Source organism: Lysinibacillus sp. JNUCC-52 (assembly GCF_015999545.1).
In the GTDB taxonomy this organism is placed as follows: Bacteria; Bacillota; Bacilli; order Bacillales_A; family Planococcaceae; genus Lysinibacillus.
Genome location: NZ_CP065546.1, coordinates 366,946 through 389,192, shown reverse-complemented (window position 1 = coordinate 389,192; position 22,247 = coordinate 366,946). Strand labels below are relative to the sequence as shown.

Sequence of the window (22,247 nt, the reverse complement as noted above, 5' to 3'; positions counted from 1 at the left end):
TCAGCCCTTAATTTTTAGAATAAAAAACAACTAAGGAGCGTTTATTTTGAAAAATAACAAAATGAAAAAGGTTTTGGCTTCCGTTCTAGCAGCTGGACTCATCTTATCTAGTCTCCCTTTCTCAAAAGCGGAAGCAGCTATTCCTGAAGTAGCTAATCCAAATAAAACCGTTATGCTAGTGCCATTGGATGACAGACCTATGAACACGGATACGGTTAAAAAGGCAGCAGCAGCGGCTGGTCTTAAATTAATCATGCCACCTAAAAGTATTATAGCTACTAGCTTACAAGAAGATTATACAGGGACTGGGTCACATGGCGGTGATGCCTCTGCAGTTATTCAATGGATTAAAGATAATGACCATTTAGCAGACGGATTTATCTTTTCTGCTGATATGATTCACTCTGGTGGTTTAGTGGAATCAAGAAGATTATCACCAGCGTACTCTACTTCCCAAGGGACTTCTAATCTAAATATTATTGATGAAATTGATAAAGCTTTCCCTAACAAACCGATTTATGTTTTTGATTCAGTAATGCGTTTTGCTTCTACCCTTGAGTATGAAGGTTTAACAGAGAAAGATTATGAAAACTTCCGTACATTTGGAAAAATACCTCGCAACCTTAATTCTTCAAGCCATGCGAATGTTAAAGCTAACTATGATGTTGCTTATGCTAAAGATAACCCAGCTGGAGGCGGAAAAATTCAATTTGCGAATATTTCTGAAGCAACCAAATCCAAATATTATGCAGCGAGAGCGAGAAAGTTTGATTTAAATAAGGTAGTTGTTGACAAAACAGCTACTGGTAAAATTGATTATGCCGTTTTCGGTGTAGATGATTCAAATACTTTAGAAAACACAGTACAAACAAATGAGATTAATTGGCTAACATGGCAACAAAATAACGTCTTAGGGGTTGCTAAATCAAGAATTGTATCTGATATTGACGGTATTTCATTAAACTTATTAGCTCGTATGACGAAAGAACTTTACAACCAGCCTTCTTTAAAATACTATGTTGAATATTTTGGAACTGACGGAAAAACAACTGTCATTAAAGATGAATACGCTTATGAGAATGTACACGCTACTTTAAAGAAACAAATTGAAATTAACGGTGGTACGTATGTAACTGATAAAAACTCAGCAGATGTAAGTATTCTAGTTCTAAGTCCTGCTTCAATTTATCGCGGTGCCTTAGTTTCGGCTTATGAAAGCAATATGGTAAACAGTATACCTACAGTTGTGTTGGATTTTTATAGCGCTCATGCTGATAGTTATATTATGAGCAACATATTGGCAGGAACTAATGCTTCTCGTATGCTTGCGTATTCTGCTTGGAATACATTAGGAAATCGTATGGGCATTGCTTTAGGAACAGCAGGTTCAAGAATGAATTTTATGAAGTATGAAACTAATCCAACTAAACTAAGAGATGCTTCAAAAGCGTTTGCTTCTTTGTCAATTGACCGTATAATAGAAGATTATAGTTACAAATCGAATCGACAAGAAAATGTTAAAAATGAAATTATAAATACGTATAAAGGTAACGAATGGAATATGAAAAGTGGTGTGCCTGGTCAGTCTAGTACGATGTCTGCTTCTCAAATAAAAGCTATAGATAATTTCATGCTTACTCAAATGCAAGCAGCCCAAAATGAGGTTGTCAAATCTTTTTCTGGCCGACGTGTTATTGAAAAAATTAATGGACCTCGAAGCTTAGGTTTAGTGTTCTTTAGTTCTGCGCCTACATTAACTGATTCAGATGTTAGTCTTCCTTGGAATCGTTACTTTGAAGCCCAAATAGACACTGGAGCATCTAATTTATACGATTAAATAAAATGAAGAGCCTTATTACATTTAAGTGTAGTAAGGCTTTTTTAGATGCGTCACCTATTACAAAGGCAACATGTCTCCGCTTCTCCATCCGTAGCCCCTTATTTAGTAGTTATGAAAAAGTCATGAAAAGCGATTACTCCCCTTTGATAGAATCACTCGTGCAGGATTAAGCTCGTAGCAAGTTCCCCGCTTCCAATAGGAAAATGCTTAATAAGCTATTAAACATGAATATGTCTAAGAAAATATTCAATTCCATTGGTTCATACAATTCATTAAGAAAAGATTTATTGATAAGGATGTACAAATTGCTTTATTAAAGGAGCGATGTTGTGAAGAGTGAAAAGGCTAATTTTTTAGAAGATATAAGGATTTCAGTTGTTATACCCGCTCATAATGAAGAAAAGTACATTGGAAAATGCTTAGAATCTGTAATAGAAGCTTCCAAATTATTAAAAGATCAGGTTGAAATCATTGTTGTGTTAAATCGATGTACAGACCGAACAGAAGAAATTGCTAAAACATATCACTGTATAACATTAAAAAATAATGATAAGAACCTTTCGAAAATTAGAAACGCTGGAATTAAAATCGCTAGAGGTGAAATTATCGTTACAATTGATGCGGATACGCAAATGAATGCACATGTATTGTCTAAAGCCGTGGACAACTTAATGACTGGAAAGTACATTGGTGGTGGCGTTACAGGGAAATTTGAAAGAATGTCTTTAGGAATTTTTGTTTCAACTTTGTTATTAATTGGGCCACTACTCTTTAAATATGGAGCAATTTCAGTCGGTATCTTTTGGTGTTATAAAAAAGATTATGAATCCATTAGTGGATTTAATGAAAATATGCTTATGGCGGAAGATGCAGATTTTGCAAAACGATTAAAAGTATGGGGAAAAAAGAATGGGAAAAAATACGGGACGATTCAAAATGGGATGATAACTTCAAGTAGAAAGTTTGATAAACATGGCGACTGGATTTTACTAAAACGGCCGAAAATCATTTTAGCTTATCTAAAAGGAACAGACTATAAATATGCGGATGAAGCCTATTATGAAAATCATGATAGATAACAAAATACGATTGCTCAAACTAATAATCGCGTTAGGCTATGGTAAATCTTCTTAATGATAAGCGTCTACTAATCCGCTCCAACAACTCTACATTTTTGTGCTTCCATATAATATTCGTGTTTTGCTCAACAGACAATGTCTCCAGCTTGTGAGCAAAGAGCATTTTTGGTTGTTTTATACGAACATTAAACAGATTTTGAATTATAATAATTCGTGTTTTTCTTTAAATCGTTTGTTTAAATCATCAATTATACGATATTGCAAAAAATTATGCCCTTCTTTGCTGATTATCAAATATACATGAACAATGCGTATTTGACAAAAGTGTGAAAAAAATATAAAAATGGGTATATATAGTTTAACGCAACAAAAAAAGAGGTGAAGTAAGGTGAACATAAAAAAAGGTATTATATTAATGATTTGTTCTTTATGGCTAGTTGCATGTAACGATACGAAGGAAACAACCACTATTGAAATTCAAGAACTAATTAATTTCGAGGATGTAAGACCTGATACATTCCAAACAATATCCGATGCGAAAGATATTAAAATAATAGAGAAAACAATAAAAAAAGCGAGAGAATTTGGAGAAGTAGACAATGAAATCGTTCCGCAATATAAGATAAAAATTAACGATGACGAATACTACTTATGGATAGACCAAACAGTTACAGGTACAATAGCAAACGTAAACGAACGAAATATGTTTTACAATATACTAGCTACCGATGAATTTAAAGAAGCGATACATTACCCGAATGACAAATAATTTTTAAAAAGAGCCTTTCTATAGTAAAAATTAGAAAGGCTCTTTACATTGCGTATAGTTTATCGTTCCTGCCTTAAAATACTTTGTATCAAGAATTTAATCAATTGTTCCTGTAGTTTTTAAATTGACGTCAACTGTGACATCAAATGGTAATGTAGGATAAGCATTTTTCCACTTATTAATGGTGCCCTTTTGATGTAATTGCATAGTTCGGTATCTCAATCCAAATCCAAAAGGATCAAGTTCTTCCTCTTGAAGGGTAATGAAAAATTTTTCTAATTCCTGTTTTATTTCTCTCGCAGCTAATTTATTATAGTCTTCCAATTTATCCATTAGTAATGTCTTGTTTGACTGGCTTATTGTTCCAGACATCTCGACATTAACTTTTATAGATTGCGGTTGCCCATTTTCTTGAATAATATCGTATGTCATTTTAGTAGTCATCATATTTATTAATAGTTTAAAACCGTCGCTGTCGAGTCTAAAACTATATCCAGGAATGCTGTTTTTAAGAGCATTAAAAGCTTGCGTATATTTAGATGAAAGTTCAAGTGGTTTTCCATTATCCCCGACAACTAATAATTTATTTACAATTAATTGTGTACCAGGTTTGTTCATTTCAACGATAGGTAGTATTGGATCTATCCCTTTACTGTGAAAATCTCTTCGTATCTCATATAAATAGACAGAAACGACATATGGACTATCATTGCCCGTTTCACCAAAAAACTTAGTTAACGGAGACGCTACTACTGATTCCCCTTTTGGTAAGGTTCTTAAAACCTCTTCAGCAGACTCTCTAGCAGCCCCTATATAGGCAATAGATTGGATATCCCCTCTTCTAAATAAATAATCCATAAAATTTTTCAAATTCTCTTCTAACAGGATTTCGTTAATTAAAATAACCTTTGCATGTCCAAACTCTAAAACCTTATCTGTATGAGTCTCTAATATTTGGATAATCTCTCCGATATTATCTCCCTCATGCACTAAAAATTGATAACTTGAACTAGTATTACTCTTTGATTTAATGGATACAGGTATCGCTAATTTCAGCGTAACTCTATATTCCCCTTCATCATTTTCGGCAGGGTCAATTCCAATCCCAGTAACAAATACTCGGTTATCAATATCTTTAAAGCCACAGCCTGAAAGGAAGCTTATAACGACAATCATCATAGCAAAATATTTTATATGTGCCATTATAATTTGAGCCTCCGTTTAGCAGTTAGTAAACTGACGATTAAAACACCGTAAAATAACGGTAATAAGTCATAAAAAAGCACTGATAATTTCACTAACTCAAATTCATTAATTACCCGTGTCGTAGCGATTGCAATAATCCCAAATAGAAGAACAACTAAAAATGGTGTCAGATTTGTCTCTTTCCATTTGAATTTTTTAAAATGAAAAATGCTTTCAAATAATTTTAACGACACATACCAATGTATCAGTAAGCTAATAAAGGCAACCGCAATAAATACGATGACAAAAAGAAATGTGACGCGTTCAATAAGTGAGTATTTCATACGTACTGAATCACTTGTAGTAATCCATGGAAACGTAAGATTTTCAATTTGCTCAAAGCCATTAAATCCAATCGGTATGAAATAGGTTGTAAATAAAGTAAAGGCACCTACAATAGCTAATGTGGCAAATTGCTTTATGCCTGCTTTTTTCTTTATTTGAATGTATTTATTAAAAATAATGATGTTCACTGCGCCAATAAAAATATACATAGATGCTGAAAAGGAATTATAGCTAGGATAATCATTGATGTACGTAAATGCAATTTTGACAAAGTCCCATTCTAATTTTGGCTCAGTATATATTTTTATAATTAAAAAGATAATGACAGGTAAAAAAATAATCAGTATTAGCTCTGTCATATAAAGTACACTTTTTTCTTTTATAAACAATCCAAAAGAAATAACTAATAAAAATGCCAGCGTTGTAATAGTAATAGATGTTTCATAGGACAAAAATGTATTAAACATAAAAACATACGTTGTAAGCGTAATGAGCCCCGCTACAAACCATGAACAGCCAAAGTATAATAAGACAGGATAATAAAACCATTTAGGCATACTCTTTTTCATTATTTCTGGTAAGGTCATATTTGGGAAGTAACTAAACAAATTAATAACAATGATCGTCAGAATAACGCCAAAAATGACTGCAATTATCATGGATAATATAACACCATTTGTACTTTCTCTCATTAATATTCTTGGCACAGATGCTATAAGATTTGTAACCATTGTGACAAGTATAAAGTAATATAGGTACCTGCTCATCCTTTTGATCGCACCTCTAATTCCTTCCTATCTGACCGCCAATAGACTTTTAAATAGGGCTCACCAAAACTCCGTTTATTGACTAAGAACATTAACAGCCATAAAGAACCTAAAATTAACCCCATCATACCGAACAGCGTCGTATAGATCACTAATAAATATCTACAAATGCGAATAGAAAAACTCATCTCACTAATTGGGATGACAAAGCTCGTAATCGCAACAGCTGACACAATAATAATCATAATATTGGATGCTAATGTAGCTTCAGTAACCGCAGTTCCTAAAATTAGGCCACCAACTGTCGTAGCCGTTGCACTAATAGCCTTTGGTAATCGTATACTTGCCTCTGTAAGAAACTCCATAAAAATAAGCATAAATATTACTTCGATAAAGGACGGATATGGAACGCCAACTCGACTACCAGCAACAGTAAGGGCCAATTCCGTTCTTGGAATATCAGGCGTATAAGAGGTTATCGCAACATACATAGCTGGTAATACAAAACAGACAAATAAACCGATATATCGGAGAATCAATGTAAATGAAGTGATCCAATAAGTATGATAGTTATCTTCCATCGATGTCATAAAGTCAAAAAATACAACGGGAGCAATTAAAGCTTGAGGACTCCCATTTAACATAATTACCACTTTTCCTGCCGCAAGATTATAAGAAATACGGTCAGGTCGCTCCGTTAGAATAGTAATAGGAAAAAGGGAAAATTTAGAGCCATTTAAGTGTAGCTGTAATTCTCCCGTCGATTGAATAAGTGGGATATCTAGATTTTCTATTTGTTCTTGAATGTTTTGAAGAACCGATTGCTTTACTGTTTTTTCATCATACATAATGATTAAAGTCTTATGACTTTTTCCTTTTAAAGCATGCGTGTCATACTTTAATGTTGGTTCATGATAACGTTGGCGAATGATGTTTAAATTCGTCTCAATATCCTCGCTTAAAGCGGTTTGGGGACCGTATACAGTTGGCTCAATGATTGTTTGCTGTAAAGCCATTGTATTTACTAATTTAATATCAATTAAATAAAACGCATCATTGATTGCTAATAGGAGATACCCCTTTGTTATTTCGATTAGAAGCTCTTCCCCAAATTGCATATTTGTTAAGTTTGGTAACGATTCAATATAGAATGTAAAACTTTGATTTGATTTCATATCGAAAAAAGGTTTTATCAGCATATCATGCAATTTAGCACCATCTATTGCTGATTTTAAGTAAAAGATAAATACCGTATTGTCTTCTATTTGTAAAGTTTTTAAGCTTATATCATCAGAAGGAGAAAACTTTTCAGATAGCTCAATCATTAACGGAGGAAATTTCGAATTAGCCATATTATCCAAGCAATATACACCTCCATGTAAATATTTGATTTAGTATGAATAGGTTAACCGTATGCACTTTATACTAAACGTTCTAATCGCTCGTTTCTTTCGGAATTATAGGTTAAAGGTGAATGGCTGTAGAGGTGCCTTAATCCACTAGATTTTAAGAATCTACATAATATTCATGGTATAAATAAGAAATAAAAAAAAGAATGTACGTCTATGGAAATACGCCAGCTAGAATACTTTAAAGTACTATGCGATGAACTTCATTTTACAAAGGCAGCTGAAAAATTAAATATTTCTCAACCAACGCTAAGCCATCAAATTAAAGTATTAGAAATGGAGCTCGGCATTCCACTTTTTGATCGTATAGGGAAAAAAATTGCGATTATAGATGCTGGGAAAATATTACTTGAGCAATGTATACATATATTTCGAGCAATTGATAATACAAGCAATCAAATCATTGCCTTGAAACATTTAAAAGCGGGTAAATTAGTTATTGGTACGTTACCTGGTGAATTAACGAATTTTATTTAGCTATAACAAAAAGAGAGTTTCCTTTTAGAGGAAACTCTCTTTCTATCATGTTGAACAATATTAAATACCTTCAACACTTTCTTCCATGACAATCGCTTCAACATTTAAGCGCTTTTTCTTTGTCATACTAGTTGCGAGTAAAATACATAGCACACTAAGTATAAATAATCCTAAAAAAATAATCCATGCTACTTTATAGCTTTGCGTAAGATCGTAGATAAGACCAGATACAATTACGCCAAGTGAACTCGTTGCAACGAAGAATATTTGTACAAAGCCAAAGATGGCACCAAAATCTTTTTTACCAAACAAATCATCTGTCATAAAAGGAGGGCCGATCGATGCGATAACTATACTAAATCCGTATGCGATAGCGAATACGAACGCAAAGCTCTTAGCTCCTGACAATAGCAATGACACCATCGCTATTGTCATACAAACACCTACGAATAGTATTCCACCAGTTGTTCTAAATTTATCGAAAATGGCTCCGAGAACCAGTTTACCGACCGTGTTTGATAAAGATAATAGACCGAAAATTGTTCCAGCGAATAGCGCAGGATGGCCAATATCTATTAAATAAGCTGGTATATGCATTTGAACTCCGCCTGCAACAAGGGCAAAGCATACGACACCGAAAATAAATAGCCAAAACATGCCTGATTTCTTTGCCTCCGCCAACGTTAAACCTGATTGGGTAGTATTTGCTTGCTCCTCTTCGATATGTTCTGCCCCAAGAGCTGTTGTCCCTTTCTCTGCAGGGTTTTTCTTTGTGAAAAATAAAATTAATGGTAGCGATATGACGATAATTAGTACACCTGCTATCACATATGTTGTTCGCCAACCATAATTAGAAATCAACGTTGTTAAAATAGGGCTAAGAGCAGCCGTTCCAACGCCTGAACCAGCAAATGCTAACCCCATAGCTAGCCCCTTTTTTTCATAAAACCAATTCGTCAGCATAATGGATATCGGAATATTGGAAAATCCAGCAACACATACCCCTATAATAAAAGCAATGATGGCAAAATAAATTGCCGATTGTGCAAAGGAATATAACATAAAGCCACAGCCTGCAAAAATAACGCATACAGACATAATTAACTTCATGTTGCCTTTAGTAAGTAGTTTGCCCATAAAAGGTGATGCGATGGCGACACCTAGCCCCCCTACAGAAAGAACAATGGAAAAAGTCGTTCTTGTCATGCCCAATTCGCTTGTTACCGGCACAAGAAATAAACTGTGAAGAGAATTTACAATGGAAAATGCCGAAAACATAATTAAGAAGCTTGTTAAAACAATATACCATCCATAAAATAGCCCATTTTTTGCTTGTGGCATACTATTCCCCGTTTCATTTTTACTTGTCCTACGACTATATTTTCCATACCTCTATATTGGTCGTTGCCTATTAGCCAATTTGAATATAGCATGTTTTTTCACGCGTAAATTCCAGTACAGAGTCTGTACCAAAACCACTCGCTTTTTGGCCACCGAATGGCAGTTCAGTTCCAACGATGCGATACGTATTCACCCAAACATTACCAGATTCGATCGAACGAATCATTCGATGTGCACGATTTAAATCAGAAGTCCAAACGCCCGCACCTAGTCCGAATTCTGTATCATTGGCAATCGCAAGTGCCTCTTCTTCTGTATCAAACGGAATTACGACGGCAACTGGTCCAAAAATTTCTTCCTGGCAAACTTGCAAGTTATTACTTTCTACTTTTAATAAGGTTGGTTCGATCCAATAGCCATCCTTTAGCTCCTCTTGACCTGGTAACAAGTTGGCACCACCATAGCGACCACCCACGATGATTTCTCCACCCTCTTGTTGCCCTAACTCAATATACGAGCAAACTTTTTTGTATTGCAATTCATTGGCAACTGGTCCCATTGGCGTTTGCATATCTAATGTGTTACCTAATTGAATATGTGTTGCCATTTCTTCTTTCATAAGAGCAATCATTTTATCTAAGACAGAGCGCTGAATTAAGATACGAGAGCCTCCGACACAAAGTTGTCCTGCATTACCAGTAAAAATTCCATTTACTGTGACACCGCTTGCTGCTTTAGCTAAATCGGCATCTTCAAAAACAATATTTGGTGATTTCCCACCAAGTTCGAATACCATTGACTTAGGTTGTTGCGCTGTAGATTGGACAATTGCCTGCGCAGTTTTTCCTGAACCCGTTAAGCTTACTTTATTAACCTTCGGATGACGAACAAGGGCATCGCCCACTTCAGCACCTGTTCCAGAAATTACATTTAATACACCAGGTGGTAAGATACTCTGAATAATTTCACCATAACGGAGCGGTGCTGCAGCTGCGAGCTCAGAAGGTTTAATAATAACTGTGTTCCCACCTGCAAGTGCTGCAGCTGCTTTTACCGTAAATGTCCACAATGCGGAATTCCAAGGAATAATGCCAACGACAACCCCGAAAGGTTCACGCATTGTAAATCCTACTGTGTTTGGCCCAAGCTGGACTGTTTCGCCTTTGCTTCCAACATTTATAGCAGCGGCAGCGGCATCATACCACATACTTGAGAGGATAGGAATAAGTCCAAACTTCGTTTCACGAATAACCCAACCATTGTCTTTTGTTTCGAGTTCAGCCAATTCATCGCCATATTGTGAAATCATATCGCCAATACGTCTTAAATAGTTTGCTCTTTCACTAGCAGGAAGCGCTGACCAATCTGGAAGGGCAGTACGCGCTGCCGTCACGGTTGCTTCAACATCTTCAATAGTACTACAAGGAATAGTTGCCCACACCTTACCAGTTGCGGGATCATAGCTATCAATTTTATTACCTGAAGATGATGGAATTGCCTTACCGTTAATGACATTTTGATAGTCTTTCAAATTATTCAATGTTTTCAATGTCTTTCCCCACCCTTTCAAATATAAGATTTCTAACAGTCTTACACATTGAGAATGCTGCGTTTACAATATGTAAGAAGCAAGATAATCACCTTGCTGATATTACCAACCTAATGCAACTGCTGCCTGTTCATAATATTGCTGTGTACTTCCTAAATAATTCTCATAGAAACGAGCGCGTTTCACGTATAAATGGCAATCAAGTTCTTCTGTAAACCCAATACCACCATGAATTTGAATACTTTGCGATGCCACTTTAATAAATGCCTCGGTAGCAAATAATCGAGCGCTTGAAACCGCTTCTACTTTATCATCTGCATTACTTTCAATCGCCCAGTTGGCATAATAAGCTAATGAACGAGCTGTTTCTAAATCCATTTTCATATCGACTAATCGATGTTTAATCGCTTGGAATCTTCCAATTGGTTGATTAAACTGTTCACGAATATTTGCATATTCGACGGCAGTTTCAACGATTTTTTCCATACTTCCAACAATCGATGAGCAAAGGGCTGCATTAAATGATAATAAACCCTCTTGTAAAACATCCCAACCATGATCGATAGTGCCAAGAATTTGCTGACTGGAAACTTGAACATCGTTAAAAGTCACTTCGGCAAGCAAGCGTGTTTCATCCATATTTTTTTGAGGCTCCACATGTAGTGATACATCATCACAATCCACGATGACTAATGATATTCCTTCCGCACCTAGCCCTTCAGAAGTACGCACTAGTACGAGTAGGCTACTAGCAAGCTCTACGTCTGGTACTAATGATTTCACACCATTCAACGTCAGAACGTCATCTTGCAATGTACCATGTAGTTTCACATTTGAAGGCTTGTAGTTTCCGTTAGGCTCCAACCACGCAACAGTAAACGTATGGTCACCACTAGCGATAGCAGATAAATATTTTGCTTTTTGTTCTTCCGTACCAAATTTCTCAAGAAGTGGTACCGCTAATGCATTTGTTTCTAAATATAAGCCTGGTAGCAATGCACGACCAGTCTCTTCTAAAATCGGTACTAAATCTAACTGACCTAGTCCCATCCCACCATTTTCCTCTGACACATTCACACTTGCACAGCCAAGTTCAGCTAAACCAGCATACAGCGCTTGGAAAGAGCTTGTATTTCCTTCTGTAAACTCGCGGGCTACTTTCGTTTGTCCGACATCATCTAAATATTTGCGTACATAGTTTCTAAACATTTCTTGTTCTTGATTTAAAGAAAAATCCATATATGACACCCCCGCTTTTTATCGACCCATATCTTTTGGTAAACCTAAAATTCTTTCAGCAATGGTATTCTTTTGTATTTCGCTTGTTCCTCCGCCAATTGTCTGACCAAAAGAGTACAAATAATTGTCCTGCCAATAGGACCGATCCATCAATGCGTTTTCTTTCCATAGTACGCCATGATGACCTTGCATCGAAATTGCTTGAGCAAACAGTTCTTTTGTTAATTCACTAACGAGTAGCTTATCCATCGAGCTTTCTGCACCAGGATGGCCATTTTTCAATTGCTTTGTTAAATTTCGATAATAGTTTAATAGTGAGCCACGTGAACGCGTATATAGATCCACCATTGTTTTACGAATAAATGGATTTTTAATAAGTGGTTCATCGTCATCATTTAACTCTTTAGCTAGCGCAACTAAATCATTAAATTGTTGCTCTAACGTAAATACTTGACCACCAATGCCAGTTCGTTCATGCATTAGAAGGGCAATAATCACCTTCCAGCCTTCATCTACTTGACCAATAATTTCTGCATCATACGCAATGGCATCATTTAAGTACACTTCGTTAAAATCTTTTTGACCATCCATTGAGACAATTGGTCGAGTTTCAACCCCTGGCTGATGCATATCGAGAAGGAATACCGTAATGCCTTTATGTTTTTTCTCTAAACGATTCGTTCTAGTAATTAAAAAGCAACGATCCGCTACATGACCGAAACTCGTCCAAACTTTTTGCCCATTAATAATCCAACGGTCCCCATCTTTTACAGCAGTCGTTTGGATAGCTGCTACATCTGAACCTGCATTCGGCTCTGAATAGCCTTGGCACCAAACTTCTTCACCTGTTATGATTTTTTCAATATATTTTTCCTTTTGTTCTTCTGTACCGATTTGCATTAAAGTCGGTGCAACCATATGAAGACCTACATAATTAATTAACGGTGGTGCTTTCACACGTACCATTTCTTGTTGATAGACAATCTCCTCCATAAGCGTTGCATTGCGTCCACCGTATTGTTTCGGCCACGCAATCGCTGCCCAGCCACCTTCATATAGTTTCTTTTGCCAGTCTCGTAAAAATAACTCATATTCCTTCGATTCCTTATCTAATTGCACTTCGCCTTGTAACCATCCATCGGGTAAGTTCGCTTCTAGCCAAGTTCTTAACTCTTGACGAAATTGCTCTTCCTTTTTCGTAAATGAAAAATCCATCTAATCATTCCTTTCTATTAAACCGAAATAGGTCTGTTAAGCTTGTATCCATTGTGGAAGAGCTCGATCTTCCGTAATATCCTGCCAAGTCATTTTTACAGGCATGCCAATTTTAATTTCCTCTGGTGGACATGCAAGCACATTGCCAATGATTTTTACTTCGTTCAATTTGTCTAGTTGCACGACTACAATAATCGTTGGTAAATCATCTTGGAAGCCTGGTAGGAAGGGGCGATATGACACAACATACGAATAGATAGTTCCTGTAATATCCGAACCTTGACTTTCCCAGCTAAGTTCTGTAGCTCCACATTTTGAACAAGCTGGACCAGGTGGGTGATTATAAGAATTACATGTTTCACATTTTTGTAGGACTAGCTCATGACGATCAGCTGCATCCCAATATGGTTGGTTGTCTTGTGTTTTAAGTGGAATCGGTTTTTGATAACTCATGATTTTTCCTCCTAGTTTCTTAAAATCATTGCACCCGCAATATCTGGGCCTGACCAGCCAGTACAAATGCCAATTTCGCAATTTTCAACTTGACGATCTGTTCCTTTATATTCGTGACGAATTTGACGCACAATTTCAAGGACATTGTTCATGCCATGTGTATAACCTTCAGAAAGCATGCCCCCTGCTGTATTCGTCGGAAGCTTACCGCCCATTTTCAGATTGCCATTTGCAACAAAATCACCGACTTCGCCACGTGCTGCAAAGCCATATGCCTCTAATTGGCGCAATACAACCCAACTAAAGCAATCGTATATAGAAGCTACTTGAATATCTTGTGGTGTAACCCCTGCCTTTTTATAAAGAGAAGGTGCAACAAAGTCCGATGCTACTTCATCCAAATTCGTCCAGTAATGCGCATGTGATACGGTACGTCGCGCTTCAATACCCATAATATAAACAGGTTTTGACTTACAATCTTTTGCTTTCTCAGCAGATGTGACGATAATGGCATTTGCCTCGTCCGACTCCAAACAAAAATCATGTTTTGTGAATGGATAGCTTAAATGTGGTGTTTTTAAATACTCTTCCATCGATAACGGTTTACCATAGAAGAAGGCTTTCGGATTCCGTTGCGCATGCTCATAAAAGCTAACACAGACGTGCCCTAAATGTTCTTGTGTAATACCCGTTTGTTGCATATGACGCGTTGCGAATAAGCCGAACCATTGACCTGGTCCACCAGCCCCGTAAGGAATGAAAAAACTACCGCCATCCATTGCCCCTTGAAGCATATTGACATCCCAGCCACCACCGCCCATACGAACGCCAGAGCGACCATTCATGGCACGATAAATTAACACGGTATTCACTTGACCTGTTTCAATTAATCCGATGGCATCCGCAATTAACATTTCAGTACTGCTTCCGCCTCCCATAATATCTTTTACATATTTAGGTCGTGCACCTAAATAGGTTGCTAATTGATGAGATGTACAAGAGTCATTTTCAGAGTAGCTCATAAAGCCATCAATTTCTCTCGCTTCTAAACCTGCATCTTGTAATGCAGCACGAGCAGCATCTAATGCTAAATGTAAAGGTGTTGTACCTGAATTTTTCGAACGTTCACTTTCTCCTACGCCTACTATGGCATAGCGATCTTTAATAGTAGCCATATTGCCAACCTCCTTGTTTCCATTTGTTAAATCATTTGTAATGTTGCTTCTCCAAATCCAACAACTTTTCCTGGCGCTTTTTCTGCATATAGTTCCAAATCGACGAATTGTTTAGCTTCGTTTTTATATACTTTTTTGACGATAGCAGAACAAGTAATTTCATCGCCTGGTTTTGTCATCGCCCCAAAGCGCATTTTAAAATTAGTCGGCGCAGCAGAAGTACCTGCTAGGTCCATCATATATTGACCAAGAAAGCCCATAACAAGCATGCCATGTGCAATAACCCCTGGCATTCCGATACTTTGAGCAAATGCATCATCTGTATGTAAAGGATTGAAATCCCCTGATGCACCAGCATATTTCACAAGCTGTACCTTTGTCACAGCAGGCTTCACAAGTGGTTCAAGCTTTTGTCCTTCTTGTAAACTTTTAAATTCAAGCATAATTTTTTTCCCCCTTTAATGATGGATTAAAATTGAACGAAGACATCAGTATCTTCGTTCAACAGTTTATTTACACTTTACTACTCGCTACAGCTCGATAAATGATGTTAGTACGACTAATCACCACTAGCTCGCCTTCTTGATCCTTCATTTCTGTATCCATTACTAAAAACTGCATTGGCCCATTTTTTCCTTCTTTTTCATATACATCTGTCACTTTCATCTGACAGGACAAACGATCTCCTGCGCGAATCGGTCGATGATAAATGAACTCTTGCTCGCCATGCAGCATACGGCTATAATCCAAAGGTAGCTCTACCCCTTGCCCACTATCAGCCCCTATCGCTACTGGAAAGCTTGGAGGTGCAATTATGCCCCCATAAATCGTTGATTTTGCATACTCTTCATCTACATATAATGGATTAGAATCCCCGATTGCTTCGGCAAATTGACGAATGTGCCTTTTTTCGACTTCAAAAACATATTGTGGTCCTGTTAAACCTATTAAGCTTTGATCTAAATCCATACCTTTACCCCCTAACTGCTGATTTCTCTAATACATCTTTTTGCACGACGATCATTGCATCTGCTGCTTTTACGCCATCTTCATAGACGATTAAAGGATTAATATCTAATTCTTCGATAATCTCTTCATTTTCAGTGACAAGCTTCGAAACCTTCAGTAACACATCAATGATGGCTTCAATATCGCTATGGGCTTTTCCACGAGCACCTGTCAGAAGCGCTTTTCCTTTTACTTCTTCAATCATTTCAACAGCATCGGTTCTTGTTAGTGGCGCCACTCTAAATGAAATATCTTTAAATACTTCAACGAAAATGCCACCTAAGCCAAACATGACGACTGGTCCGAAATTCGGATCCTTTGTTGCGCCGATAATTACCTCTGTCCCTTCAGGAAGCATCTCTTGAACAGAAATACCGTTGATGTTAGCATCTGCTTTATAGTTTCTTGCATTGTGATAAATATCAGTAAACGCTTTCATAACTTCGTTTGCTGATTGTACATTTAGTCGAATCGCATCTGCCTCGGTTTTATGTGGAATATCCGCAGAATCAACTTTTAACACGACTGGGTAACCAATCGAATTCGCAAATTGAACAGCTTCCTCGGCCGTCTTAGCGACAATTCGTTTTGTTGTTGGAATCCCGTACAAATCTAAAATGTCTGTTGCTTGAGCTTCACTTAATGTCGAGCCTGTTACATGTGACATGTTTATTCGTTTCTTAGGTAATTCCTCTTCTTGGATTGTTGCTTGTTGATGTTTTCTATAACTCTCGCTATATTCTACAAGCTTTGCTAAGCCTTTGATTGGATTTAAATTACCTGGAATGACAGGAATGCCATTTTTCTCAAGTTCAGCTTTTCCTTTAGGTACAGACATGCCTTCTAATGGGAATGTCGTAATGAAGACAAATTTATCTGAGTTTTTGCATATGTCAATAAACTCTTGTAAATATGGATTATCTGCCTCCCAGTACAAAGGAAATTCTGTAAGGATAATATTATGAACTTCTGGATCAGCTACAAGCGCTCGAAGTGGTGCAATATATAATTCGGGATTCGTTACTGAAGCGGCTGCAGTTAAGTCAATTGGATTGATTGCACTTGCGAAAGAAGGAACATGCTTTTTAATTTCTGCCTTTGTCTTTTCGCTTAGCGCAATAATATTTAATCCTAGTCCTTCGCACCGATCTGCTTCATTAATACCTCGTCCACCTGAGCTTGTAATTAATACCGTATTTTTCCCTTGTGGTAGTCTATTAGATAAAAATAGCTTTGAAAACGTAATAATATCTTCATAATCATCAACTCGAACGATACCACTCTGCCTGAAAAACGCATCGTAAACTAAATCTGATCCAGCAAGCGAGCCTGTATGTGAAGCCGCCGCTCTACTACCTGCTGAACTCTTTCCAGTTTTCATCAACGCAATGGGCTTGTTAAGTTGGAGGGCTTCTTTTGCTAAACGTCGTAGCTTTTTAGTATCTTTAGCCCCTTCTAAATAGCCTGTAATGACTTTTGTTTTTGGATCATGAATCATGTACTCTACTACATCTGAAAATTCGGTTTCCATTTCGTTGCCGACACTTGCAAAATAATTAAAGCTTAAACCATTTTGTGCTGCCGCCATATATGTTAATACACCAAATGCACCACTTTGTGAAACATAGCCAACAGCCTTTTCTTCATGTAATGGCACGGCTAAAATAGCTGGTGAAAATGTCCCAATCATACCATTCGTTGTATTAACTAACCCAACACAGTTTGGTCCTATAATTCGGATACCGTTTTCCTTTGCAATGTTAGCTAACTCTTGCTGTAACAGTACGCCCTCTTCCCCAGTTTCAGAAAATCCAGATGCAAATATAATGGCTGCTTTTATATTCTTCTTCGCACATGCCTGTAAATTGTCCACAATTTGTTCTGCACCTACACAAAATATTGCTAAATCTACTTCCTCTGGGACAGCTGTGATGGAAGGATAACAAGTAAGGCCTTCTATTTCACTAGCTTTCGGATTAATAGGATAAATATTTCCAGCAAAACCGCCGTCTATAAGCGCTTTCAATTGAATGTATCCGATTTTATACGGATTTGTAGAAGCACCAAGTACTGCCACAGACTTCGGATTAAATAATGGTTCTAATGATTCGTAAGCTTTCAATTCTTTATTCATTATTTCACCTCGGTTTCGAATAATAGAAAAACAATTGATTATATTGTTCATTGTAATGGATGCGTTTTAAATATTCTGAAAACAAAAGTATGTAAAATGATTTAATTATTAAGGAGTAAAAAAAAGAAAAACATGTAGGAAACGTATATATAGCAAGGGTTCAAAAATTTGTATTTTATTTTTTGTACACACTACACACGACATTTACGCACGATAACCTCGACTTATGGGAAGGATAAAAGCAAAAACTGAAATATTCATTATATAGATAAATCGCTAAGTACAAGATAATAGCAACTGAAAGTCAAATAAGGAAAAGTGAAAAATTTGAAGATATACAGCTTCAAATAAAAAAAACTGCCTACATTTATCGTAAACACTCGATAGATGTAGGCAGTTTTTGCATGCAATTTTTACATAAATTTTTGCATCCAGCGACTTATATTATTTTGAATTTTGACCGAAGGAGTTTTAACCCCTCTTTCTATATTACTTATATAGGAAGGTGAAATTTCAAGTTCCTCTGAAACTTGTAAAAGAGATAAATTAAATTGCTTACGTATCGCTCGTAATTGATTGCCAATTGTGACTCCTTTTGCTTTATGTTGAGCACTGTCTTGGAAATTAATTGAATAATGGGATGGACTTTTTGTTTTTTCAATAGAACGGTACTGATCTTTGATAATTTCAGGTGGTTCCACAAGAATGGTTGAATCTAACCATAGTCGAACCCAGCCCTTATTATTAGCAATCGTTTCATCCCATTTATGATAATGCCAAGCAGACAGAACGCCGTCTTCAAGCAATTGATCCAATGCTTTTTCTAAACGGTCTCTCGTACGAGATGGTGTGCGTTCATTTACATTTTCCCCAATTGCCTCTAATAAAGTTCGTATTTTATTTGGTTGCAAGAAATCGCCCTTTCTTGCTTGTGTTCGCCATCGCCAACTAAAATATCTTGCTAATCTTTTTTCCCACTTTTGACTGTATGGATTATAATGTAATGTTTGAATAGGTAAAAGGGCAATTTGCCGTCCTGATCCATATAAATACTTTGTAAAAACTTTATCAACTGTAAATGTAAATGTTTTATGTTTATCTAATTGAGCAATATCATACTCATTTCGATTATGATCGACAAAAAGAAATGTTCGTCCTTGAAGCTGCGTTTGTACAGCTTTTCCTTTTTCATAGACCGTTGCTTTATTTAATTCGAGCCATAAGCTTTGAATTTTTGTAAGCGATTGCAAAACCTTGTCCTTTTGTTGTTGCTCATATCCACCCCTTCTCCCTTCGCCTCCTAATTTCGGCTTTAACCCACGAATCATTAATAGATCAGTAAAGTGTATTTCAATAATATCTTCAGTATAACGAGCCTTCGATAAAAAGATACTACATAATGCATCAAACATATCTACGTCTAAATCTGTTAAGCTTTGCGCTTGATTTTGTGCTTTCTCAATCAATAATTGTGTGGCGAAGGAATGCTCGCTAGGTTGAAATGGACGTATTTGAATAATTCCTTCTAGATTGCCTTTATATAAAGGTGTAGTAGGCCAAGGAGTATTTTCTATACGTTGAAAATTATTTTTATAAAGTGCTTCCCTTACATATTGATAAGGGGCATTATTCATGACGTGTAAATGTTGTTCTACCCCTAATGAGAGAGCAATACTTTTACTAAGAGGCAGAGTATCATGATTTTTAGGTGTAGTTATTTGTAACATAGATTCAATTTCTTCTGTTGTTAAAATTGCTAGCTTCATTGATTCAATAATGTTATGAAACCACTCTGTCATATAGTTGTTAACGATGTTTGTATATTTTGAAATAAACATATCATTTGATGATAGATTTTTCGTCATTTGCTGATAAAATACTTCATTTAAATCCTCATTGCTCATCTGGTTCATCATGTCATAGCCAATCAAACTTTCTAGTTCTTCAAGTACCCATTCTGTTAAATATACTTGGAACCATGAGCAAAACTCTTCCCAAGCTGTATCTTCACCAAGGAAAGTGTTAGCTTTGATCATATTCTCCATGCGATGGATATATTTTTCAACTTGAAGTGCATTACGATGCGTTGATTTTCGCTTCTGTGATTCGTTTAATTGGTCCTCGTATTGTTGCAGTAAAAATGAAACGATGTTTTTTGCAATTTCAGTAATTACGCGATTTCTAGAAGAAATACGTAAATTCATGAATAATTGCTCACTCTCTTTATAGGTATGATCCCAGATGACAAAAGAATTAGTGATGACATTTTTAGTCAACGTACTAGCTTTGGTCGCATGATCATTGCTTGCGATTTTCTGTTGTTCATAAATACAAAGTACATAATAGTTATCAATTTTATTGAATAAATTTCTATTCATTTTCGTTCTATTTATTTCATTTCGAAGCATTTCCAATTGGTTAAAGGCAACATTCTCGTAATCATTTTTATTTATCATGAATACCTCCTTGAAAAAAATGCGAACTGTATAACGTTTAACTTGTACTATATGTTTATAAATGTAATTTTATCACCAGTTAACAGAATATTCTATATTTATCTTTTTGATAGTGTTTATTTATATGGAATCTTACCTATTAAATGAAGATTTCTGCCAGTTGATTTCCGTTACGGGCTAGCGCTTTCCGCGGGCACATACGTAAGCCGCAACCCTCGCTACGCGCGGTTTGTTGCGTCTTACGTTTCGTGCTTTCCCGCAGGAGTCGCTAGCCCTTCACTCCAATCACCTTAATAGACAAGGAAAAAGTTCTTATTAATAACGATTTTTTAGCATGGGAAGAGACATAGGCAAACTAAATATAGAAGATTTCTGCAGTTGATTTCCGCTTCGGGCTAGCGCTTTCCGCGGGCACATACGTAAGCCGCAACCCTCGCTGTCGCGCGGATAGTTGCGTCTTACGTTTCGTGCTTTCCCGCAGGAGTCGCTAGCCCTTCACTGCAATCACCAGAAGGCATTGAAAAGAAATTTTCATTTACATTTAGTCAAAGTATATAAAAATGACAAACGGCATCAAGTATAACTTCTTGATGCCGTTTGTCTACACTTTAAAATTTACTCTTGTACGCCTTGTTCTAGACGTACTGGTTGTATTTTTATAACGGAAGCGAAAATAACGATAAAACTAACTATACCAATCCATGTAAGGGCTGATACGGATGTGTTCCAAGAAAATCCTTTGTCAAAGAAGAAAAGTTCTCGTAAACCTTCGACCATAAATCGCATTGGTAACCATGGATAAATCCAGTCATGAAAAAAGGATGACATCATTTCAGGGGCTAACGCAAGCAGTGGTCCCCCAAAGAATAACATGAGTGCAAAAATAGCTATACCTTGAATGCCGAACCATGAAATAACTGCCGTTATTAATAAGAAGAAACTAAAGGAAGTAATGGTTAAAAATAAGGCAGTGTCCATATATGCTGGAATGTCAATTCCTATCATACTCTCAACTAACAATGTAAGGCCGAAACCTACAATTAAAGCTACAAGCGCCCCCATAATAATTTGACCACCCATTATAGTAAGCTTCTCTTTTCGTGAATTTATTTCTATTTTATTTATTGCAATAAAGACGATTGCTGCACTTGCCATAATAGCCATCCATAATGGCTGAAACATAGAAACAGGGGAATTACCGTTTGCACTATGTTCTCCTGTTGCATTTACATTTGTAATGGTTTTTGAAATGGGTGTGATTAAATTGGAAGCTTGCTCTACCGTTAAAGTTCCTCCTTGCGATGCTATTGCTGCAAAAAGCTGTGAGCGTACGTTATTGTTAATATTATCAACTACCCCGTTGACAACTTGCCCTGCTATTGTGGAAGCCGCCATATTCATACCTTGATTAATATAGATTTGAACTTCGGGTAAAGTTGGATTCGCAGTTTGTAATGATGCCTGTTTTACACTAAAATCTTTCGGAAATACTAGAGCGGCATAGTATTTTTGTTCATCTAATCCCTTTTGTACTTCTTTATTATTCTTTACAATTACCCACTTTACTGCAGGTTCTTCACCTTTTGTCGACCCCGCTGTAGTTTGGATCATGTCTACGATGTTTTTACCTAAATTTACTTTCGGTTGATTAGGGATTTCCACTCCTTGATCCTCATTAACAATCGCTATTGGTAAATTTTTTGGTTTTGCTTGCACTGACGGAAATAAAGTGAGTGAAAAAACAAAAATAACGACAATTGCAATTATGGGCGCAAACCAAACCATTTTATTTTTAAACATTTCATT

Annotated in this window: 17 protein-coding genes and 1 pseudogene; 4 read left to right on the top strand and 14 right to left on the bottom strand. The window is 36.5% G+C overall.

Annotation, left to right across the window (positions count from 1 at the left end):
• Positions 1–46: 46 nt before the first annotated feature.
• The 3 genes from JNUCC52_RS02140 to JNUCC52_RS02130 all read left to right on the top strand — a co-directional run bounded on the left by JNUCC52_RS02140 (position 47) and on the right by JNUCC52_RS02130 (position 3,688).
• A complete protein-coding gene (locus tag JNUCC52_RS02140; RefSeq protein ID WP_337981216.1) occupies positions 47–1,837 on the top strand; it encodes a DUF4127 family protein in 1,791 nt (596 codons plus the stop codon).
• 332 nt (positions 1,838–2,169) lie between these two features.
• Entirely contained in the window at positions 2,170–2,919 is a 750-nt protein-coding gene (locus JNUCC52_RS02135; protein WP_337981215.1) for a glycosyltransferase, read from the top strand.
• A gap of 388 nt (positions 2,920–3,307) precedes the next feature.
• Positions 3,308–3,688, top strand: coding sequence for a hypothetical protein (locus tag JNUCC52_RS02130; protein ID WP_337981214.1), 381 nt, complete (start codon positions 3,308–3,310; stop codon positions 3,686–3,688).
• Positions 3,689–3,784: 96 nt separating this feature from the next.
• Here JNUCC52_RS02130 and JNUCC52_RS02125 read toward each other — a convergent pair whose 3' ends face one another.
• Genes JNUCC52_RS02125 through JNUCC52_RS02115 form a run of 3 tightly spaced genes read right to left on the bottom strand, consistent with a single transcriptional unit; the run spans position 3,785 to position 7,337 of the window.
• Positions 3,785–4,891: a Ger(x)C family spore germination protein gene (locus JNUCC52_RS02125; RefSeq protein ID WP_337981213.1), complete on the bottom strand. Its 1,107-nt coding sequence runs from the start codon at positions 4,889–4,891 to the stop codon at positions 3,785–3,787.
• On the bottom strand, positions 4,891–5,985 hold the full coding sequence (locus JNUCC52_RS02120) for a GerAB/ArcD/ProY family transporter (protein ID WP_172771490.1): 1,095 nt from the start codon (positions 5,983–5,985) through the stop codon (positions 4,891–4,893). Before JNUCC52_RS02120 ends, JNUCC52_RS02125 begins: the two co-directional genes overlap by 1 nt.
• Positions 5,982–7,337 (bottom strand): spore germination protein, encoded by a 1,356-nt coding sequence (locus JNUCC52_RS02115; protein WP_228134512.1) that lies wholly within the window; start codon positions 7,335–7,337, stop codon positions 5,982–5,984. Before JNUCC52_RS02115 ends, JNUCC52_RS02120 begins: the two co-directional genes overlap by 4 nt.
• 213 nt (positions 7,338–7,550) lie before the next feature.
• On the opposite strand from JNUCC52_RS02115, the pseudogene JNUCC52_RS02110 reads away from it, so the two are divergent.
• A pseudogene (locus JNUCC52_RS02110) lies at positions 7,551–7,868 on the top strand (LysR family transcriptional regulator); the annotation flags it as partial.
• Between the two features lie 63 nt (positions 7,869–7,931).
• Here the strand turns inward: JNUCC52_RS02110 and JNUCC52_RS02105 are convergent.
• From JNUCC52_RS02105 to JNUCC52_RS02055, 11 genes are all read right to left on the bottom strand, one after another.
• On the bottom strand, positions 7,932–9,212 hold the full coding sequence (locus JNUCC52_RS02105; RefSeq protein WP_337981211.1) for an MFS transporter: 1,281 nt from the start codon (positions 9,210–9,212) through the stop codon (positions 7,932–7,934).
• 70 nt (positions 9,213–9,282) lie between these two features.
• On the bottom strand, positions 9,283–10,761 hold the full coding sequence (locus JNUCC52_RS02100; protein ID WP_337981210.1) for an aldehyde dehydrogenase family protein: 1,479 nt from the start codon (positions 10,759–10,761) through the stop codon (positions 9,283–9,285).
• A gap of 102 nt (positions 10,762–10,863) precedes the next feature.
• Positions 10,864–12,000 carry an acyl-CoA dehydrogenase family protein gene (locus JNUCC52_RS02095; RefSeq protein WP_337981209.1) on the bottom strand — a complete coding sequence of 379 codons (1,137 nt, stop codon included), beginning with the start codon at positions 11,998–12,000 and terminating at the stop codon, positions 10,864–10,866.
• 18 nt (positions 12,001–12,018) lie between these two features.
• Positions 12,019–13,215 (bottom strand): acyl-CoA dehydrogenase family protein, encoded by a 1,197-nt coding sequence (locus JNUCC52_RS02090; protein ID WP_172771495.1) that lies wholly within the window; start codon positions 13,213–13,215, stop codon positions 12,019–12,021.
• 36 nt (positions 13,216–13,251) lie between these two features.
• Positions 13,252–13,668 carry a Zn-ribbon domain-containing OB-fold protein gene (locus JNUCC52_RS02085; protein WP_172771496.1) on the bottom strand — a complete coding sequence of 139 codons (417 nt, stop codon included), beginning with the start codon at positions 13,666–13,668 and terminating at the stop codon, positions 13,252–13,254.
• Between the two features lie 11 nt (positions 13,669–13,679).
• Entirely contained in the window at positions 13,680–14,843 is a 1,164-nt protein-coding gene (locus JNUCC52_RS02080; protein WP_172771497.1) for a thiolase C-terminal domain-containing protein, read from the bottom strand.
• A 26-nt stretch (positions 14,844–14,869) separates the two neighbouring features.
• A complete protein-coding gene (locus tag JNUCC52_RS02075) occupies positions 14,870–15,286 on the bottom strand; it encodes a MaoC/PaaZ C-terminal domain-containing protein (protein WP_337981208.1) in 417 nt (138 codons plus the stop codon).
• 70 nt (positions 15,287–15,356) lie between these two features.
• Entirely contained in the window at positions 15,357–15,812 is a 456-nt protein-coding gene (locus tag JNUCC52_RS02070) for a MaoC family dehydratase N-terminal domain-containing protein (protein ID WP_172771499.1), read from the bottom strand.
• A 4-nt stretch (positions 15,813–15,816) separates the two neighbouring features.
• Positions 15,817–17,985, bottom strand: a complete 2,169-nt coding sequence (locus JNUCC52_RS02065; protein WP_337981207.1) for an acetate--CoA ligase family protein — start codon at positions 17,983–17,985, stop codon at positions 15,817–15,819.
• A gap of 413 nt (positions 17,986–18,398) precedes the next feature.
• On the bottom strand, positions 18,399–20,441 hold the full coding sequence (locus JNUCC52_RS02060) for a helix-turn-helix domain-containing protein (RefSeq protein ID WP_337981206.1): 2,043 nt from the start codon (positions 20,439–20,441) through the stop codon (positions 18,399–18,401).
• Positions 20,442–21,056: 615 nt separating this feature from the next.
• On the bottom strand, positions 21,057–22,241 hold the full coding sequence (locus JNUCC52_RS02055; RefSeq protein WP_337981205.1) for a YhgE/Pip domain-containing protein: 1,185 nt from the start codon (positions 22,239–22,241) through the stop codon (positions 21,057–21,059).
• Positions 22,242–22,247: the final 6 nt, after the last annotated feature.

What these genes read in the sequence shown, in the direction of transcription:
- JNUCC52_RS02125 (WP_337981213.1), bottom strand. Translation starts at nt 4,891, where the DNA reads ATGGCACATATAAAATATTTTGCTATGATGATTGTCGTTATAAGCTTC.
- JNUCC52_RS02120 (WP_172771490.1), bottom strand. Translation starts at nt 5,985, where the DNA reads ATGAGCAGGTACCTATATTACTTTATACTTGTCACAATGGTTACAAAT.
- JNUCC52_RS02115 (WP_228134512.1), bottom strand. Translation starts at nt 7,337, where the DNA reads ATGGCTAATTCGAAATTTCCTCCGTTAATGATTGAGCTATCTGAAAAG.
- JNUCC52_RS02105 (WP_337981211.1), bottom strand. Translation starts at nt 9,212, where the DNA reads ATGCCACAAGCAAAAAATGGGCTATTTTATGGATGGTATATTGTTTTA.
- JNUCC52_RS02095 (WP_337981209.1), bottom strand. Translation starts at nt 12,000, where the DNA reads ATGGATTTTTCTTTAAATCAAGAACAAGAAATGTTTAGAAACTATGTA.
- JNUCC52_RS02090 (WP_172771495.1), bottom strand. Translation starts at nt 13,215, where the DNA reads ATGGATTTTTCATTTACGAAAAAGGAAGAGCAATTTCGTCAAGAGTTA.
- JNUCC52_RS02085 (WP_172771496.1), bottom strand. Translation starts at nt 13,668, where the DNA reads ATGAGTTATCAAAAACCGATTCCACTTAAAACACAAGACAACCAACCA.
- JNUCC52_RS02080 (WP_172771497.1), bottom strand. Translation starts at nt 14,843, where the DNA reads ATGGCTACTATTAAAGATCGCTATGCCATAGTAGGCGTAGGAGAAAGT.
- JNUCC52_RS02075 (WP_337981208.1), bottom strand. Translation starts at nt 15,286, where the DNA reads ATGCTTGAATTTAAAAGTTTACAAGAAGGACAAAAGCTTGAACCACTT.
- JNUCC52_RS02070 (WP_172771499.1), bottom strand. Translation starts at nt 15,812, where the DNA reads ATGGATTTAGATCAAAGCTTAATAGGTTTAACAGGACCACAATATGTT.
- JNUCC52_RS02065 (WP_337981207.1), bottom strand. Translation starts at nt 17,985, where the DNA reads ATGAATAAAGAATTGAAAGCTTACGAATCATTAGAACCATTATTTAAT.
- JNUCC52_RS02060 (WP_337981206.1), bottom strand. Translation starts at nt 20,441, where the DNA reads ATGATAAATAAAAATGATTACGAGAATGTTGCCTTTAACCAATTGGAA.
- JNUCC52_RS02055 (WP_337981205.1), bottom strand. Translation starts at nt 22,241, where the DNA reads ATGTTTAAAAATAAAATGGTTTGGTTTGCGCCCATAATTGCAATTGTC.